General features: G+C 43.7%; 15 protein-coding genes. 14 read left to right on the top strand and 1 reads right to left on the bottom strand.

The window, feature by feature from the left end:
• Positions 1–22: 22 nt before the first annotated feature.
• From lon to I6N90_RS25230, 13 genes are all read left to right on the top strand, one after another.
• Positions 23–2383 carry an endopeptidase La gene (gene lon / locus I6N90_RS05070; RefSeq protein ID WP_197934378.1) on the top strand — a complete coding sequence of 787 codons (2361 nt, stop codon included), beginning with the start codon at positions 23–25 and terminating at the stop codon, positions 2381–2383.
• Entirely contained in the window at positions 2380–2967 is a 588-nt protein-coding gene (yihA, locus tag I6N90_RS05065; RefSeq protein ID WP_197934377.1) for a ribosome biogenesis GTP-binding protein YihA/YsxC, read from the top strand. The genes lon and yihA overlap by 4 nt, the downstream gene beginning before the upstream one ends.
• Positions 2968–3184: 217 nt before the next feature.
• The gene (locus tag I6N90_RS05060) at positions 3185–3775 is read left to right on the top strand and encodes a non-ribosomal peptide synthetase module (RefSeq protein WP_197934376.1); all 591 of its coding nucleotides are present in this window, start codon (positions 3185–3187) and stop codon (positions 3773–3775) included.
• A 338-nt stretch (positions 3776–4113) separates the two neighbouring features.
• Positions 4114–4512 carry an adenosylmethionine decarboxylase gene (gene speD / locus I6N90_RS05055; protein ID WP_197934375.1) on the top strand — a complete coding sequence of 133 codons (399 nt, stop codon included), beginning with the start codon at positions 4114–4116 and terminating at the stop codon, positions 4510–4512.
• 198 nt (positions 4513–4710) lie between these two features.
• On the top strand, positions 4711–6087 hold the full coding sequence (gene hemA, locus I6N90_RS05050) for a glutamyl-tRNA reductase (protein ID WP_197934374.1): 1377 nt from the start codon (positions 4711–4713) through the stop codon (positions 6085–6087).
• 66 nt (positions 6088–6153) lie between these two features.
• A complete protein-coding gene (gene ccsA, locus I6N90_RS05045; RefSeq protein WP_197934373.1) occupies positions 6154–6966 on the top strand; it encodes a cytochrome c biogenesis protein CcsA in 813 nt (270 codons plus the stop codon).
• A 26-nt stretch (positions 6967–6992) separates the two neighbouring features.
• Entirely contained in the window at positions 6993–7658 is a 666-nt protein-coding gene (locus tag I6N90_RS05040) for a precorrin-2 dehydrogenase/sirohydrochlorin ferrochelatase family protein (RefSeq protein ID WP_197934372.1), read from the top strand.
• The gene (gene hemC / locus I6N90_RS05035) at positions 7655–8614 is read left to right on the top strand and encodes a hydroxymethylbilane synthase (RefSeq protein ID WP_197934371.1); all 960 of its coding nucleotides are present in this window, start codon (positions 7655–7657) and stop codon (positions 8612–8614) included. Before I6N90_RS05040 ends, hemC begins: the two co-directional genes overlap by 4 nt.
• Positions 8615–8617: 3 nt before the next feature.
• On the top strand, positions 8618–10171 hold the full coding sequence (gene cobA / locus I6N90_RS05030) for a uroporphyrinogen-III C-methyltransferase (protein WP_197934370.1): 1554 nt from the start codon (positions 8618–8620) through the stop codon (positions 10169–10171).
• A complete protein-coding gene (hemB, locus tag I6N90_RS05025; protein WP_197934369.1) occupies positions 10168–11166 on the top strand; it encodes a porphobilinogen synthase in 999 nt (332 codons plus the stop codon). Before cobA ends, hemB begins: the two co-directional genes overlap by 4 nt.
• Positions 11167–11168: 2 nt before the next feature.
• The gene (gene hemL / locus I6N90_RS05020; protein ID WP_197934368.1) at positions 11169–12470 is read left to right on the top strand and encodes a glutamate-1-semialdehyde 2,1-aminomutase; all 1302 of its coding nucleotides are present in this window, start codon (positions 11169–11171) and stop codon (positions 12468–12470) included.
• A gap of 24 nt (positions 12471–12494) precedes the next feature.
• Entirely contained in the window at positions 12495–13460 is a 966-nt protein-coding gene (locus tag I6N90_RS05015; RefSeq protein ID WP_232242534.1) for an RluA family pseudouridine synthase, read from the top strand.
• Positions 13461–13557: 97 nt separating this feature from the next.
• Entirely contained in the window at positions 13558–14967 is a 1410-nt protein-coding gene (locus I6N90_RS25230) for a LysM peptidoglycan-binding domain-containing protein (RefSeq protein WP_197934366.1), read from the top strand.
• A 70-nt stretch (positions 14968–15037) separates the two neighbouring features.
• Here I6N90_RS25230 and I6N90_RS05005 read toward each other — a convergent pair whose 3' ends face one another.
• Positions 15038–15379 carry a winged helix-turn-helix transcriptional regulator gene (locus I6N90_RS05005; protein WP_197934365.1) on the bottom strand — a complete coding sequence of 114 codons (342 nt, stop codon included), beginning with the start codon at positions 15377–15379 and terminating at the stop codon, positions 15038–15040.
• Positions 15380–15512: 133 nt separating this feature from the next.
• Here I6N90_RS05005 and I6N90_RS05000 point away from each other — a divergent pair, with 133 nt between their 5' ends.
• On the top strand, positions 15513–16622 hold the full coding sequence (locus I6N90_RS05000) for a Gfo/Idh/MocA family protein (RefSeq protein WP_197934364.1): 1110 nt from the start codon (positions 15513–15515) through the stop codon (positions 16620–16622).
• Positions 16623–16633: the final 11 nt, after the last annotated feature.

Raw genomic sequence — 16633 nt, 5'->3', positions numbered from 1 at the left:
GTTAACGAATGGAGGTGCTGGCATGGGACCTAATAAATCGAAAGGTCGTCGGCTGCCCTTGCTTCCACTAAGAGGGCTACTCGTTTATCCCAGCATGGTTCTCCACCTAGATGTGGGAAGGGACAAATCGGTTCGTGCGCTTGAGCGTGCGATGGTCGAAGATCATATGATATTGCTTTGCTCGCAGTCTGAAGTGAATATTGAAGAACCGACTGAAGGGGATATATATAAAGTCGGAACAATTGCAAAGGTTCGCCAGATGCTTAAACTTCCAAATGGTACGATACGTGTACTCGTTGAAGGTGTTGTGCGGGCTGAAGTGCTAAGTTATGTAGAGAACGATCAATATTATGAAGTGCAAGTGAAGGAGCTTCCAGAAGAAGAGACAGATGATCCAGCAGTGGATGCATTAATGCGTTCGGTACTGAATCAATTTGAGCATTACATTTCTCTTTCGAAGAAAGTAACCCCAGAAACGTATGCCGCTGTTTCAGATATTGATGAGCCAGGAAGACTTGCGGACGTCATTACAAGCCACTTGTCTCTGAAAATTAAGGATAAGCAAGACATCCTTGAGACGATTGATGTTGCAGCAAGACTTGAACTGCTGCTTGATCTGCTAAGCAATGAGCGTGAGGTTCTTGAACTAGAACGTCAAATCAATCAGCGCGTGAAAAAGCAGATGGAAAAAACGCAGAAGGAATATTATCTTCGTGAGCAGATGAAGGCGATCCAAAAGGAGCTTGGCGAGAAGGAAGGCCGGGCTGGTGAAGCCGAGGATCTTCGGAATCAACTTGAAGAAGCTGGTGTTCCAGATGCAGTTAAGGAGAAGGTTAATAAAGAAATTGACCGTCTCGAAAAAATGCCTCCATCCTCAGCCGAGGGTGGCGTCATTCGCAATTATATCGATTGGTTACTCGCATTGCCGTGGAAAAATACGACGGAAGATGATCTTAGCTTAGAGAAAGCTGAGGAAATCTTAAACGAAGATCATTACGGTTTAGAGAAACCGAAGGAGCGCGTACTTGAGTATTTGGCAGTACAGAAGCTCGTTAAGAAGCTGAAAGGTCCTATTCTTTGTCTTGTTGGGCCTCCTGGTGTCGGTAAGACATCTCTAGCCCGCTCAATAGCGAAATCACTTGGTCGTAAGTTTGTACGTATATCACTTGGCGGTGTCAGAGATGAGGCCGAGATTAGAGGTCATAGGCGTACGTACGTAGGTGCGATGCCTGGTCGGATCGTCCAAGGAATGAAGACGGCGGGAAGCGCAAATCCGGTCTTCTTGTTAGATGAGATCGACAAGATGGCAATGGACTTCCGTGGTGATCCGGCTTCAGCGCTTCTTGAAGTGTTAGATCCTGAGCAAAATAATACGTTTAGCGATCATTACATTGAAGTGCCATTTGATTTGTCTAAAGTAATGTTTGTAACGACAGCCAATGCGCTACATAACATTCCAAGACCATTGCTTGATCGAATGGAAGTTCTCTACATTCCGGGCTATACGGAGCTAGAGAAGCTACAAATAGGTGTTCGATACTTATTCCCTAAGCAAAGAAGCGAACATGGATTAAACGAAGAGCAACTAACTATTTCAGACGAAGCACTTCAGCTTCTTATTCGCGAGTATACACGTGAATCTGGTGTGCGGAATTTGGAACAACAAATTGCAGCAGTGTGTCGTAAAGCTGCCAAGCACTTTGTGTCCAGTGAAAGTTCGGAACCTATGAATGTAGATGTTGACCGTGTGAAGGACTGGATTGGACCATCGAAATTCCGCTACGGTTTAGCAGAAAGTAATGATCAAATAGGCGCGGTTACTGGGCTTGCTTGGACAGAAGTTGGCGGAGATACACTTGTTATCGAAGTTACGGTTATGCCGGGCAGCGGCAAGTTGACGTTAACGGGCAAACTTGGAGATGTGATGAAGGAATCCGCACAAGCGGCATTTAGTTATACACGTTCAAAAGCGGTGGAACTTGGGATTGATCCAAGCTTCCATGAAAAAAATGATATTCATATCCATATCCCTGAAGGAGCAATTCCAAAGGACGGTCCTTCAGCGGGTATAACGATTGCAACGGCGCTAATTTCAGCACTTACGAATCGTTATGTATCCAAAGAGGTTGCTATGACAGGCGAAATTACACTTCGCGGCAGAGTTCTTCCGATTGGCGGACTGAAAGAAAAGTCCCTCGCAGCCCATCGCGCTGGCATCAAGAAGATTTTACTACCGAAGGATAATGAGCGTGATCTAAGGGATATTCCGGATAGCATCCGTGATGAACTGGAGTTTGTTCCAGTGAGTCATATGGATGAAGTGCTGCAACATGCATTACGTGCAGTACCGCAAGAGGAGAGGGCAGGGACAACGACTTCATGAAAATAATGGACGCACAATTTATCATTAGCGCGGTTAAGCCGCATCAATACCCTGAGGATGCTTTGCCAGAGGTAGCTCTGGCAGGGCGTTCTAACGTGGGTAAATCTTCTTTGATTAACAAAATGATCATGAGAAAAAATCTGGCTAGAACGAGTTCTCAGCCAGGTAAAACACAGCAACTTAACTACTACCGTGTAAACGATATGGTGTATTTCGTCGATTTCCCCGGATATGGTTATGCGAAGGTGTCGAAGACGCAACGGGAACAGTTTGGTCAAATGATTGAAACTTATTTACGCGAACGGGAACCGCTTAAGCTACAGCTTTTAATCATCGATATTAGACATGAGCCTTCTAAAGACGATATTTTAATGTATCAATGGCTGAAGCACTTTGAGATTCCTACGTGCATCGTTGTCACGAAAGCTGACAAGATTCCTAAATCGAAATGGGACAAACATATTAAGATGATCAAGACGTCGCTTGAAACGGATCCAAGAGATACAGTTGTTATGTTTTCATCTGAGACAGGCCTTGGTCGTGAGCAATTATGGGACGTTATTTCCGCTGCGATTGCCACATAAGGTAGAAAGTGCTGGGAGTTCTTCTATAAAGCAGAGAATACAGTGTAATTGTAAGGGTTCCTCGTGAATTCTACCGATATTTATTGAAATATGCGCAAATATCGCGACTGGAGAGCAGGAATAAATCGTTCCGATCACGTATAATAAAAACTAAGCAATGCTGAAAAGGCTGTCACTGAACAAATGGTGGGGTCTTAAAAGAATTGAGGAGATTTTTATGGCTAAGCGGCTAGCCACAGAGTATGTAAATGCCAAACTGCAGCTAAAACACGAAGAGATGGCTCGATTTATTACGTTTATGGAGGATCAACAACTGCGTTTGCAAGTACTGGTGCTTGATAACGGCAATCAGGAGCTTGTTCTTCAAGATGTAGCAGGAAGGGAAGAAGTCAGACTGACCTTTGAACGTCAACAAGACTATTACGTTTGCGAGCTTTCTTGCCGTCTTGTAGAACCAAGGCTGACTAATGCGATGCGCAAAGCGGTCTCCGCTTTTAGAGGCAACGCCATTGTCAACCGAATATACAGCCATTATACGATGATCTATTACTATAGGAACGGTGCCGTTCATAAGATTGTAGAGAGCATAGCTTCCGGTGACCGTGTTGTCTTCGAACACAAAGACACACTTGGACAACTGGAGCGGGTATTTAACAGCAGATTGATCGAACGCGAAATTGGACTGATCAATGGTGCAGTAAATGAATTGCTTGATTTGCGCAATCAAACGATCGATAAGGCAGAAATAGCCGGAATCGACGAAAGATTGAAGGAACTAACTCACAAGTTATTTGTACTTGAGGCTTAAAACTAATAACGTTCTAGAATGAAGAGAGGCACCTGATTTATTGGGCTGCTTCTTTTTTTAAAGACGGTTTCGGGACATGTTTGACAAACATACATTGATTCGGAACGATTAATGCAATTGTTATTTCAATCCTTACCAAAAAAAACTATTGCATTTATCCCGGATAGATGTTATTTTTAGTTTCGTTGAAAACATTGTTGTGCAAAAAAATTAGGAACCAGGATTCACTCAGGACATGGTTATGTTGCGAGAGATTAATCCCTCGGGAAGTGAATGACGTAGGTCCTAGCGGATGAAATTTTTTAAACATTTTATTCCTAGGAAGGGGGAACCGGAAGATGGAATACTCAACTTTCGGAAGACACGTTGCTGTTGATGCGTGGGGTGTAGATTTTGATTTGCTGAACAGCGCGGAATTTTTGCAATCAAATATGGTAGAGGCTGCTGAAGCGTGTGGCGCGACTGTATTATCCGTGCAAGCTAAACAATTTGATCCTCAAGGCGCAACGGTACTTGTGCTGCTGTCAGAGAGTCACCTCTCGATCCATACGTACCCTGAGAGAGGTTTTGCTGCGCTAGACTGTTATACCTGCGGTGAAACTGTTGATCCTCAGCTTGCGATCGATTACATGCTTGCTGTACTGAAGCCGAAGACAACTCATGCGAAGAAGCTAGTTCGCGGCATGGGCGAGTTGCAAGTGGAAGAACCAAAGATGAAACAAATTGAGCTCGTTTAAGAGAGCTCCTTATTGTACGATATGGAAATAACCATGGAGCTTATCCATGGTTATTTCTTTGTGAAATAAGGGAATAATGTTAATGAATTTTTCAAACATTATTCATAAATGAACTCTTTATGAATGTCGAACTATGCTATACTATTTCATAACATCAAGGCTATGGTACTAGCTAAAGAAGGAGGCAGGAGAACGCTAATGCACATTATTGCCGTTGGACTTAACTATCGGACAGCTCCAGTGGAAGTGAGAGAGAAGTTCGCATTCGCAGAAAAAGATTTACCGAGTGCGCTAAAAGGACTCATGGATACGAAGAGTATTATGGAATGTGTCATCGTAGCGACCTGCAACCGGACAGAGCTATATGCCATCGTAGATAGACATCAATTGTGTGGACATTACATCCGCAGTTTTATGGAAAAGTGGTTTAACTTGCCAAGAAGCGAGTTCACGAACCATTTATATATGTATGAAGATGATAAAGCGATTGAACATTTATTTCGAGTAACAAGTGGTCTCGATTCCATGGTCATTGGTGAGACTCAAATTCTTGGTCAAGTAAAAAGTGCCTTTTTATTAGCACAAGGATTAAAGACTACGGGTACAGTGTTTAATATGTTATTTAAACAAGCTGTAACGATGGCGAAGAAAGCTCATTCCGAAACGATGATCGGTGAAACAGCAGTATCTGTTAGCTATGCAGCTGTTGAGCTGGGCAAACAAATTTTTGGTCAGTTTAACAAAAAAACGGTTATGATTATCGGCGCAGGGGAAACCGGGGAATTAACGGCAAAACATCTCTATGCGAATGGAGCTGATCGTGTTATCGTGGTCAATCGTACGTTCGAGAGAGCAGCAAAATTAGCTGATAAGTTTAACGGAGTTCCATGTTCGATGGATGAGGCTATTCACAAATTACCGGATGTAGATATCATTATTAGTTCTACAGGATCGGAAGGCTACGTGATGAATCGTCAGCAGGTTCAAGCAGCTATGCAACGCCGTAAGTCAAAGCCACTCTTTATGATCGATATTGCAGTGCCAAGAGACTTAGATCCATCTATCGCAGCAGTAGAGAACGTATTCCTATATGATATTGATGATCTAGAGGGAATTGTTCAGAGTAATCTGGAGCAACGTCGCCAAGAAGCTGCTAAAATTGAAGTTATGATAGCCGATGAATTGAAACTGTTCGAACAATGGTATAAGACGTTAGGCGTTGTACCACTCATTCGTGCGCTTCAAACGAAGTCAGCTGAGGTCCATGAGGAAACGATGCAGAGCATCTCTAATAAGCTTCCTGAACTCGGTGAGCATGAGCTCAAAGTCATTCGTAAACTTACTAAAAGTATCGTCAATCAGATGATGCAGGATCCTATTCTTCGAATAAAAGAAATGGCGGGCGAGAAACGAGCAGATGACGCAATGGACATGTTCGTAAAGCTGTTCGCTCTGGAAGAGCAGCTTGCTCATACGAATGAAGCTGAGAAAAAGGCTGCGCAAGAATCCGCAGTTAACGTCCAGACAAACAACGTTCATACTCATGCGAGTGCCCCGGCATTTGCTCGTACTTAATAGGCTCGTCACCGGCATTGTAATGGTTGCCAATCATCCCTTAAAGGGTTGTAATGTGGAGGAGCTATGGGAACAGCTAACTGGATGTATGACGCAATACTTTATATCTACGCCCTGACCCTTCTGTTTTATTTCTCCGACTTTATGAATGCAAGCCGGAGAGCAAAGCGGATAGGTACAGGGCTCCTTATTTTTGTTTGGATGTTACAGACTGGTTATCTTGTTATGAAATTAATTTCGAGCCTAGATACTCATAATATCGCCACCTTTGAATATTGGCTTGGATTTTCATGGTTATTAGTCACAATATCACTAGTTATAAGTCGCTTCTTTTTTATTGATTACATCGTATTTTTTGTTAATGTCGTTAGTTTTGCCGTACTTGCAGTTAATTTATATAGTGGGTCATCAGATGGTGACACCTATGCTTTATGGCAAATGTCAAGGGAACTTCTATATGTTCATATCAGTCTTATCCTATGTGCTTATGCTGCATTAACAATTGGAGCACTTCTTGCCGGGATGTATTTGTTCCTGCACCATAGACTTAAAGTTAAGCGATGGTCTAAATTCGTACGTCGCTTTCCGAGCCTTGATACGATCGAGAGATACGCTGATCGGGCAGTTATTATTGGTGTACCACTTCTTGCGATGTCACTTGCTGTTGCAGTCATATCATTACTCGTTGAGGGAAGACCGATGTTATTGTTAGATTGGAAAGTATTAACTTCGTTTGCAGCATTAGTTATGTATATTGCTTATGTTTATCAAAGAGCAGTCAAGAAGAGGCCAGGCAAACAGCTCGCTAAATTATATATCATATCTTTCAGCATGCTACTTATAAATCTGCTGACAAACTCTTTCTCCTCATTTCATTAGTTCAATAGAAAAGGAATGAAGCAGCAATGGAGGTCAATGCTCCAAACGGCTATTATCCAATTGTACTTCAGTTGAAAGGTCGACAATGTTTAATTGTTGGCGGAGGAAAGGTTGCCGAACGTAAGCTTAGTGGCTTACTAGATGCTGGTGCAGATCGAATTACTGTTATTAGTCCAGAAGCAACGGATTTTATTAGAGAGATGGCTGAATTACAGCGAATACAATGGCTAGTAAGACAAGTCGAAATACACGACTTGAAACAAGTGTGGCTAGTAATTGCAGCAACTAACAATAGAGAAACAAATGACATAATTGTGAAGGAAGCTGACAGACTCGGCATTTTGTCGAGCAACGCAGATTCTGGGGCAAAGGGAAGTTTTATAACGCCTTCAGTTATGCGCAGTGGTGAGCTAATGATTGCAGTGACGAGTTCCGGTGTAAGCCCTTCTCTTTCAAAGCTCATCAAGAGGGAGCTTGAGGATCGATATGGTGAACGTTACGTAAAGGCAACAGACATGCTGGGGCAATTGAGAAAATTAATCCTAGTGCATGTTAAGGATGAAGCTTGCAAAGAGGCAATGTTAAAGCTTGCTGCTGAAGAAGTAATGAACTCATCTTGCGAGTCATTAGATGTTAACGAATGGATGGATAGCTTACTTGAACGGATAAATGGGAGGCAGCATACAAGATGAACGATTCTTCTAAGCAACGCGTCATTACTGTAGGTACAAGAAAAAGCATGCTTGCACTAACGCAAACAGGTCAGGTCATTGATGAATTAAAACGGATCAGTGAAGAGCATGGGTTTAACTATACATTCGAAATTCGGAAAATGATAACTAAAGGCGACCGTATCCTTGATGTAACATTATCAAAAGTTGGTGGCAAAGGCTTATTCGTAAAAGAGATTGAGCAAGCGCTGCTTGATGGTGAAATTGATCTAGCGGTTCATAGTATGAAAGACATGCCGTATGAGTTGCCAGAGGGCTTGATAAATGGCGCTACGCCGAAACGTGTAAACCCGCTGGACTGTCTAGTTATGAAAGAGGGCAGCAGCCTAGCTGACTTGCCACTAGGTGCTCGTGTAGGGACGAGTAGTCTACGTCGTTCTTGCCAATTAAAAAATGCAAGGCCTGACCTTAACCTAGAATCTATACGAGGTAATATTGATTCCCGCATTAAAAAACTGGAGACAGAAGGTTTTGATGCGGTTGTTCTTGCAGCGGCAGGTCTTACGAGAATGGGCTGGGAAGATCGAATCTCCGCGTTAGTTTCGGAAGATGTTTGTATTCCAGCAGTCGGACAAGGGGCATTAGGTATTGAATGCCGCGAAAATGACAGTGAAATAAGAGAGTTGCTTGATCTCTTCAATGATAAAGAAACAGAATGGACTGTTCGTGCAGAACGTAGCTTCCTTGGAACGCTACACGGAGGATGCCAGGTTCCAATTGGTGCCCACGCAGTCATTATCTCTAAAGATGGCGAAAAGCCGCTTCTAGAGCTTACAGGGATGGTTGGATCGCCAGACGGAGTTACATTGCTGAAAGAAATGAAGCGTGGGACAGATCCGGAACAGTTAGGCAGAGATGTTGCGAACGTCCTTATTGCTAATGGAGCTGACCGCATATTAGCGGAAATCGGGGGATAACAAATGAACACGGGGAAGGTTTATTTGGTTGGTGCAGGTCCCGGAGATCCTAAGCTTATAACAGTGCGTGGCTTGGAATGTTTGAAAGTATGCGATGTTGTCGTTTATGACAGGCTCGCTAGCCCAAGACTATTGCAACATGTAAAGCCAGGAACGGAACTTGTGTATGTGGGGAAATTACCTGACAGACATACGATGAAGCAAGAAGAGATCAATCAGTTGCTCGTAGATCTTGCGCTTTCAGGTAAGACGGTTACTCGTCTAAAAGGTGGGGATCCTACCATATTCGGACGTGTAGGAGAAGAAGCAGAGCTTCTTTATGATCATGGCATTCCATTCGAAATTGTTCCAGGTATCACGTCAGCTATCGCAGTTCCAGCATATGCGGGTATTCCAGTCACCCATCGGGATCATTCATCTTCACTCTCTATTATTACTGGTCATGAGAGCCCAGACAAACTGGATCGTTCTATTCATTGGGATAAAGTTACGAATGCGACCGGAACGTTAATCTTCTTAATGGGTGTAGCCAAAATTGGTTATATTACGGAACAATTGATTCGTCACGGCAAGCCACCACAAACGCCAGTTGCTTTAGTTCGTTGGGGTACAAGAGTTGAGCAACAAACGATTGTAGGTACATTGGAAACGATTGAAGCGATCGTTAAAGCAGCTAACTTCCAACCTCCTGCAGTTATCGTAGTTGGCGATGTTGTGTTGCAAAGGGACAAGCTTCGTTGGTACGAAAATAAACCGTTGTTCGGCATGCGAATTCTCGTTACACGTGCTAGAGCACAAGCGAGTGAACTTGCTGATCGCATAGAAGAGCTTGGCGGAGAGCCATGCGAGTTCCCAGTTATTGAAACGCGTGAACCGACTAATGCTGCTGCACTAGAAACACTCCGTATGCATCTTGAAGCTGCTGAAAGTTATCAATGGCTTATGTTCACGAGCGTAAATGGTGTGCACTACTTCTTTAATTTCCTTCGAAGATTTAATATTGATATAAGGCGTTTCCATGCTGCGCGGATTGTAGCTGTTGGACCTAAGACAGCAGAAGCGCTTGTTGATAGAGGTTTAACAGTTGAAGAAGTACCCGTCAAGTTTCATGCAGAGTCACTGCTTGAGACTTTAGAGGGCAAGCTTAAACCGGGTGAAAAGGCATTGCTTCCTCGTGGTGATCTTGCACGAGATGTGCTACCTACAGAGCTTCGGGAATGGGGGATAGAGCCCGTAGAAATCGACGTCTATGAAACGGTATTAGCAACGTTTCAGGATGAACTGGCGCTTGAATGGATTCGTGAGGGCGGCATACATATGATAACTTTTACGAGCTCATCAACGGTAACGAATTTACTCGAATTGTTAAGACGTAGAGGTTTTGAAGATCCGGTGAAAGTGTTAGATGGAATTCCGATTGCAAGCATAGGACCGATAACGTCGAAGACGATTGTAGAAGCAGGACTCCAAGTAACTTTAGAAGCAAAAGCTTCGACATTGGATAGCTTGCTTGAAGATATCATAGATTATAACCAGCAAAGGAGAATGCAATCATGAGTTTCCCAATTGTTAGACATCGTAGACTTCGTAGAAGTGCCGGATTAAGAAGTATGGTTCGTGAAACGGTACTAAGCGCTGATGATTTCATATATCCGATCTTTGTTACGCATGGTAATGGAGTGAAGGAAGAAATTCCTTCTATGCCAGGGGTGTACCATCTTTCAATGGACCTACTTGAAGAAGAAATTAAAGATGTTGTCGCAACTGGGGTAAAATCTGTTTTACTGTTTGGTGTACCGAATTATAAAGATGCGGTTGGAAGTTCAGCGTATGATCACAATGAAATCGTACAACAAGCCATTCGAGCAGTAAAAGGATGGGCCCCTCAGCTCGTAGTTGTTGCAGATACATGTCTTTGCCAATTTACAGACCACGGTCATTGCGGCATAGTCCACGTAGATGATGCGACAGGAATAGCTGTTGTCGACAATGATCGATCACTTGAACTACTCGTTCGTACAGCTGTTTCCCAAGCGGAAGCAGGTGCAGATATCATTGCTCCGTCTAATATGATGGATGGTTTCGTAGATGCCATTAGAGCTGGATTAGACGAAGCAGGATTTAGTGACATTGCGATAATGTCTTATTCAGTCAAATATGCTTCAGCCTTCTATGGTCCGTTCCGTGATGCGGCTCATTCCGCTCCGCAGTTCGGTGATCGTAAGACATATCAGATGGACCCTGCCAATGTTCGTGAAGCGCTTCGTGAGGCTGAGTCTGATGTCGCTGAAGGTGCGGATATGTTGATGGTTAAGCCAGCACTTGCCTATTTGGATATTATTAAATTGCTTAAAGAACAATTCGATCTTCCGGTTGTTGCCTATAATGTCAGCGCTGAATATTCGATGGTCAAAGCTGCTGCCGCAAACGGTTGGATTGATGAACGTTCGATCGTACTTGAGAAATTAACAAGCATGAAGCGTGCTGGTGCGGATATTATTATTACTTATCACGCCAAAGATGCTGCGCGCTGGCTGAAGGGAGAACTGTAGTAATGGGTAACGAGCCTAGAGTAAGAAAAGTTGAACGTTCCGCTGCGGCTTTTGAACGAGCTAAAAAAGTTATTCCTGGTGGAGTAAATAGCCCAGTTCGTGCATTTAAATCCGTTGGTCTAACGCCAGTATATATGGAACGTGGGGCAGGAAGCCGCGTTTATGACATCGATGGCAATGAATATATTGATTACGTCGCTTCATGGGGACCGCTCATTATGGGACATGCACATCCAGAAGTCGTTGAAGCCATACGCAAAACTGCAGAAAAAGGGACAAGCTTTGGTGCACCTACAGAACTTGAAACGTTAATGGCGGAACTTGTATGCGAGCGTGTTCCATCCGTTGATGTCGTACGTATGGTTAACTCAGGTACAGAAGCTACGATGAGTGCTATAAGACTAGCGCGCGGATATACGAAACGTAGTAAAATTATGAAGTTTGAAGGTTCTTATCATGGTCATGCGGACAGCTTGCTCATTAAAGCAGGATCTGGTGTAGCTACACTTGGATTGCCAGATAGCCCGGGTGTACCTGAACATGTTGCCTCACATACGATAACGGTTCCTTACAATGACATAGAGTCAGTTAAGCTGGCATTTGAGCGTTTCGGAGAAGAAATCGCGTGTGTCATCGTCGAGCCAATAGCTGGGAATATGGGTGTTGTGCCTCCGTTGCCAGGTTTCCTTCAAGGTCTAAGAGACATTACAACTCATTATGGAACGGTTTTAATCTTTGATGAAGTTATGACAGGGTTCCGCGTTGGTTACTCTTGTGCACAAGGACTCTTTGACATCAAGCCTGATCTTACATGCTTCGGAAAAGTTATCGGTGGAGGATTACCGGTTGGGGCATATGGTGGTAAGCGTGAATTGATGGATATGATTGCACCAAGCGGTCCTATTTATCAAGCAGGTACACTATCTGGAAATCCACTTGCGATGGCAGCTGGATATACAACGCTTAAACTGTTAACACCAGAAATGTACCAGCAGCTTGAGCGACAAGCTGTTAAATTACAGCTAGGCTTTGAAGCTAACGCAAGTAAACATGATGTACAAACGACAATTAACCGAGTGGGTTCCATGGTTTGTCCATTCTTCACAGATAAAGTAGTCATTAACTATGAAACAGCTAAGACGGCTGACTTAGAGAAATTTAAAGCATATTTCGCATCTATGCTAGATCTAGGCGTAAGTGTAGCACCTTCTCAATTTGAAGGTATGTTCGTTTCGGGTGTTCATAGCGACGCAGATATTGCTGCCACGATTGCAGCGAATGATGAAGCGCTAAGTCGTTTGTAAGAACGACAGGGAGGCTTAATGCAAATGCTTAATTACTATTCAAAACGTAAGGGAGAATGGCTGGAACTGGACATGGATGGAATCATTCATGATCCTGCATACAGCGCACCCTCTAATGAGCTTGCACAGCCACGGGCCGGCAGCCATCCGCATCTAGTGCGGCAGTGGCTTCTGGCCCATTCCTTTTTTCCACAGAAGTGGATCAATCGGATATTTTCAGTTGGCGGCATTAGATGGCAGAATGATCGAATCCAGCTTCTCACCTTTCCTACAGTAAATATGTCCAAGGATAAACTGTATAGTAGTGCTCAGAGGTCACAGGGTTCACAGATACCACCCATTCTTTATGAAGATGATTATTGTCTTGTTATAAACAAGCCTGCTGGAATGCCTGTACATGCATCCTTTGTAGGGCAATCAGGTACGCTCGATGAGGCGGTTGCCAGACATATGATCAACAGAAATGATCCACTTCCGGTACGACATATTCATCGACTTGATGATGATACTTCGGGGCCAGTATTGTATTCGAAAAACGACTTAGCGCAGCTTAGATTGGACGAAGCGATGCGAGATAAGTTAATAGATAGAATCTATATTGCGGTTGTACAGGGCAGGGTGAAAAATAATTCAGGAGTGATTGATGCTGCGATTGGCAAGGATCGGCATCATTCTATGAAACGGCGTGTTACACCTAACGGAGACAGCGCGATTACTCATTATGAGGTTGTAGAGCGAAGCGGTGATTTAACCGTTGTAAGAGTGCAACTCGAAACAGGAAGAACGCATCAAATCAGAGTTCATATGAGTCACATCGGGCATCCTCTAGCTGGTGATAAACTATACGGAGGATCTTCTAGGTTGCTTGATCATCAGGCACTGCATGGTGAGCGTCTGCAATTTCACCATCCTTTGTCGGGAAGTCCAATTGATGTCCTTGCCTCATGGCCTGTTTGGTTAAAAAAGTTATCTGGTATTGTTCGTCCTTGAAAAAATGACAGTCATGCTCATGCCTCTTCTACCATATAGATAAGTAGTGAATGTATAGCTAGCCCAAGCATTCAGTATGAGAAGGGAGGAATATGGCGTGTCTAATCAGACGAACGGTTTGCGCTTTGATGTGTACGAGCGAGTCCATCTGCCAGACGATGTAGCGGCAATTGACGAACTTGAAGAAATTGAATTAGTGCCTCGTATACAAGTTATTGATCAAGGGGATCAGGCTATACTCAGGGGGCAATTGCTCTTAAGTGGTGTATACCGTGGTCAAGATGTCAATGGAGGTCAATTAACGCTTGAACATTGGATACCAGTCGAAATATCATTGCCGATGAACCGTGTAACGAGACTTGATGATATTTCTATAGAAATTGATAACTTTGATGTTGATTTATTGTCTGCTCGAACATTGAACATTACGGGCGTTTTGTCCCTTAGAGGCATAACCGTAGATCCAGTAGAAGATCATAATAGCCAGCAATGGGAGGATGAATCTTTTACCGCAGTTCATGAGCGAGACCATAACGAGCAGAATGCGTTCATTCTTGCTTCGGAGCAACAAGATGCGACGCTTTATGGAGCAGTTCACCACCATTATAATGGTGAGGGAGTAGAGGGTAGACAGGCTGAGTTTCAAGGACAGGAACACGATCAACTCTACATAACAGGGCAACAATTGTCGGAGCCACATTATGAGGAGCAACGTGATATACAACTCACCTCTCAGCAAGAAACTAATGAAAGTTGGCTCAATTTGAATGCTAATGAGCAGTCTGTAGCTCAACACGATCAGAACAGTACTGAATACGAGCTGCAACAGTTTGCTAATCGAGCGTCAGAACAAGCGCAATCACAAACACATACACAAGCATATACGCAAGCACATACACAATTGTCAGATCAATCTATTGTATGGGAACCTGTTTATAGGCAAGAGCAAGTTCAAGCAATAGATCACACCTTGCAAGAGGAACAATACTCACAAGAGGAACACGATCTGCAGGCAGAACAAGATTTACGAGATGAACAATCTGTACAGGCAGAACAAGCTCTACAGCTTGAACAAGATTTTCAAGCAGAACAAGCTTACCATGCTGAGCAGGAGCAAGCATATAGAAAGCAACAAGAGGTCCAGATCGCATTTTCTGGGAAGCCTTCTGGAAGTAGTGAGGAAGGTCAATCCAATCTCGGTTTCCGCACTCTTCTGCAATCGAGCAAGCGAGAGCAAGCAGCCCGTGAGGCAGTAGAACAGGTACAGCAAGCGGAAGAGGCGGCAAAGGCGAACGCAGTTGAGGAAGAGATTGAATGGAAAAGGTTATTTTTAAGTAAGCAGTCCGAAGATAACGCATTCCGCAAAATAAAAATGTGCATCGTTCAGCGAGAAGAAACGCTTGAGCAAATTGCGCTTCGATACAGTCTTAATCCGAGAGAATTACTTATCCGCAATGGCCTTCACGAATCCGCAGTAGCGGAAGGGCAATTATTGTACATTCCGTAACGGAAATATTTTAAATCATACAAAAAGAAGCAGACTCAGCGTCTGCTTCTTTTTTATTTCAACAACTCATCTATTCGTCATGATTTTGAGTAGGGGAAGCAAATTGTTTGCCCCATTCGCAGAGTGTATGAAGTGTGCCTTCTAACTTCCGCCCCTTATCCGTCAATTCATATTCAACTTTGGGAGGAACTTCGGGAAATACCGTTCTCAAAATCAGTTCGTCTTTTTCTAGCTCCTTCAACTGCTCAGTTAATATTTTTTGTGTAATAGGCTTTAAGCTGCGCATTAACTCGCCGTTTCGTTGCTTTCCTTGATCACCTAGTAAACATAGGATTGCCGTTTTCCACTTACCGCCAATCTGTTGTATGGCCGCTTCTACAGGATCGCGATGTTTAGAGGGCTCAGAAGTCATTTCTGTTCCTCTCCTTTCTGATCGTTACCATTTGGTTACTACATCACTTAAAAGTGCGTACTTTCTGAAACTCATTATACCGTTTATGCTTTTACTTGTCAGGTAGATAATTCCATTTTGGAGGGATTGCTTTATGAGTAAACATAGGGTTGAGAAACATTGGAATGCTGGAATAATCGGAGCAGGCGGATGGGGTGGAGTAGCGCATATCCCTGCTATGGGAGCATTAACGGAATACTCGGTAACAGCGGTAGCTGGAACGAGTTCAGAGCGCACAAATGTTGCAGCGGAGCGATTTGGCATTGAAATATCATACAGTAATGTTAAGGAGATGGTTTCAGAACCTGATTTGGACGTAATTGCGGTAACCGTGAAAGTTCCGAAACATGAAGAATTAGTTAGGTTAACGTTGGAAGCGGGTAAACATATTTATTGCGAATGGCCGCTCGCTAGGACGACTTCCGAAGCAGAAGAGATGTTTCAATTAGCGATAGAAAACAGTGTTCGTCATGTTGTAGGTTTGCAAGCTAGAGGGAATCCAGCTGTTAGACATATAAAGGCTTTGATTTCGGACGGATATGTAGGAAAAGTGCTCGCAGTTCAAGCTGTTTGCTCATTACCTACTTTTCCGACGGCTACAGGAGCTGTTGATCAAGCACATCTCTATTTACTAGACGAGGAGAACGGAGCGGATCAACTTACGATTGGAGCAGCACATCTATTGGATGCCATAACTTTTATAGTAGCTCCATTCGCGGATGTAACAGCTTATTTGGAAACACAATATCCCGTTGTAACGATCTTAGAGACAGGAGAGACTGTCACAGCAACGGCACCTGACCATGTGCAGATTGGAGGCAGGCTTGAACAAGGAGCTGTTGTATCGTTGCAAATAGTGAATGGGGGTATTGCTGATTTCTCGCTTCGAATTATCGGCACAAAAGGCGAGCTGCTCGCAACACCAAGAGACGGACTCATGTTCCAGATGGATCGGCTTATTGTACGAGGAGCGAGCGATGGTAAGGCGTTGCAAGAGTTAGAGACTCCGGTTGCTTACAGACATATACCACCTTCGGTTACTGCTGGGCCCGCATATAATGTGGCGCATCTTTATACGTGGCTTAAAAACCCTTGGTTAGTTAACGCTGGCGAATTACCGGACTTCGAGGAGGCTGTAAAACTTCATCGTTTGCTTGATGCGATCAGGGAGGCTTCCTCTACAGGGAGGCGGCAATTCGTTTAAAGTACACGTTT

The organism is Paenibacillus sp. GSMTC-2017 (assembly GCF_016019935.1).
Classification (GTDB): domain Bacteria; phylum Bacillota; class Bacilli; order Paenibacillales; family Paenibacillaceae; genus Pristimantibacillus.
The sequence above is the reverse complement of the archived record's forward strand: the minus strand, read 5'-3'. Positions and strand labels throughout refer to the sequence as shown.

Coding starts and splice junctions, on each gene's coding strand:
- hemA (WP_197934374.1), top strand. CDS start 4,711: ATGCACATTATTGCCGTTGGACTTAACTATCGGACAGCTCCAGTGGAA.
- lon (WP_197934378.1), top strand. CDS start 23: ATGGGACCTAATAAATCGAAAGGTCGTCGGCTGCCCTTGCTTCCACTA.
- ccsA (WP_197934373.1), top strand. CDS start 6,154: ATGGGAACAGCTAACTGGATGTATGACGCAATACTTTATATCTACGCC.
- I6N90_RS05040 (WP_197934372.1), top strand. CDS start 6,993: ATGGAGGTCAATGCTCCAAACGGCTATTATCCAATTGTACTTCAGTTG.
- hemL (WP_197934368.1), top strand. CDS start 11,169: ATGGGTAACGAGCCTAGAGTAAGAAAAGTTGAACGTTCCGCTGCGGCT.
- speD (WP_197934375.1), top strand. CDS start 4,114: ATGGAATACTCAACTTTCGGAAGACACGTTGCTGTTGATGCGTGGGGT.
- cobA (WP_197934370.1), top strand. CDS start 8,618: ATGAACACGGGGAAGGTTTATTTGGTTGGTGCAGGTCCCGGAGATCCT.
- I6N90_RS05015 (WP_232242534.1), top strand. CDS start 12,495: ATGCTTAATTACTATTCAAAACGTAAGGGAGAATGGCTGGAACTGGAC.
- I6N90_RS05005 (WP_197934365.1), bottom strand. CDS start 15,379: ATGACTTCTGAGCCCTCTAAACATCGCGATCCTGTAGAAGCGGCCATA.
- I6N90_RS05000 (WP_197934364.1), top strand. CDS start 15,513: ATGAGTAAACATAGGGTTGAGAAACATTGGAATGCTGGAATAATCGGA.
- hemC (WP_197934371.1), top strand. CDS start 7,655: ATGAACGATTCTTCTAAGCAACGCGTCATTACTGTAGGTACAAGAAAA.
- yihA (WP_197934377.1), top strand. CDS start 2,380: ATGAAAATAATGGACGCACAATTTATCATTAGCGCGGTTAAGCCGCAT.
- I6N90_RS05060 (WP_197934376.1), top strand. CDS start 3,185: ATGGCTAAGCGGCTAGCCACAGAGTATGTAAATGCCAAACTGCAGCTA.
- hemB (WP_197934369.1), top strand. CDS start 10,168: ATGAGTTTCCCAATTGTTAGACATCGTAGACTTCGTAGAAGTGCCGGA.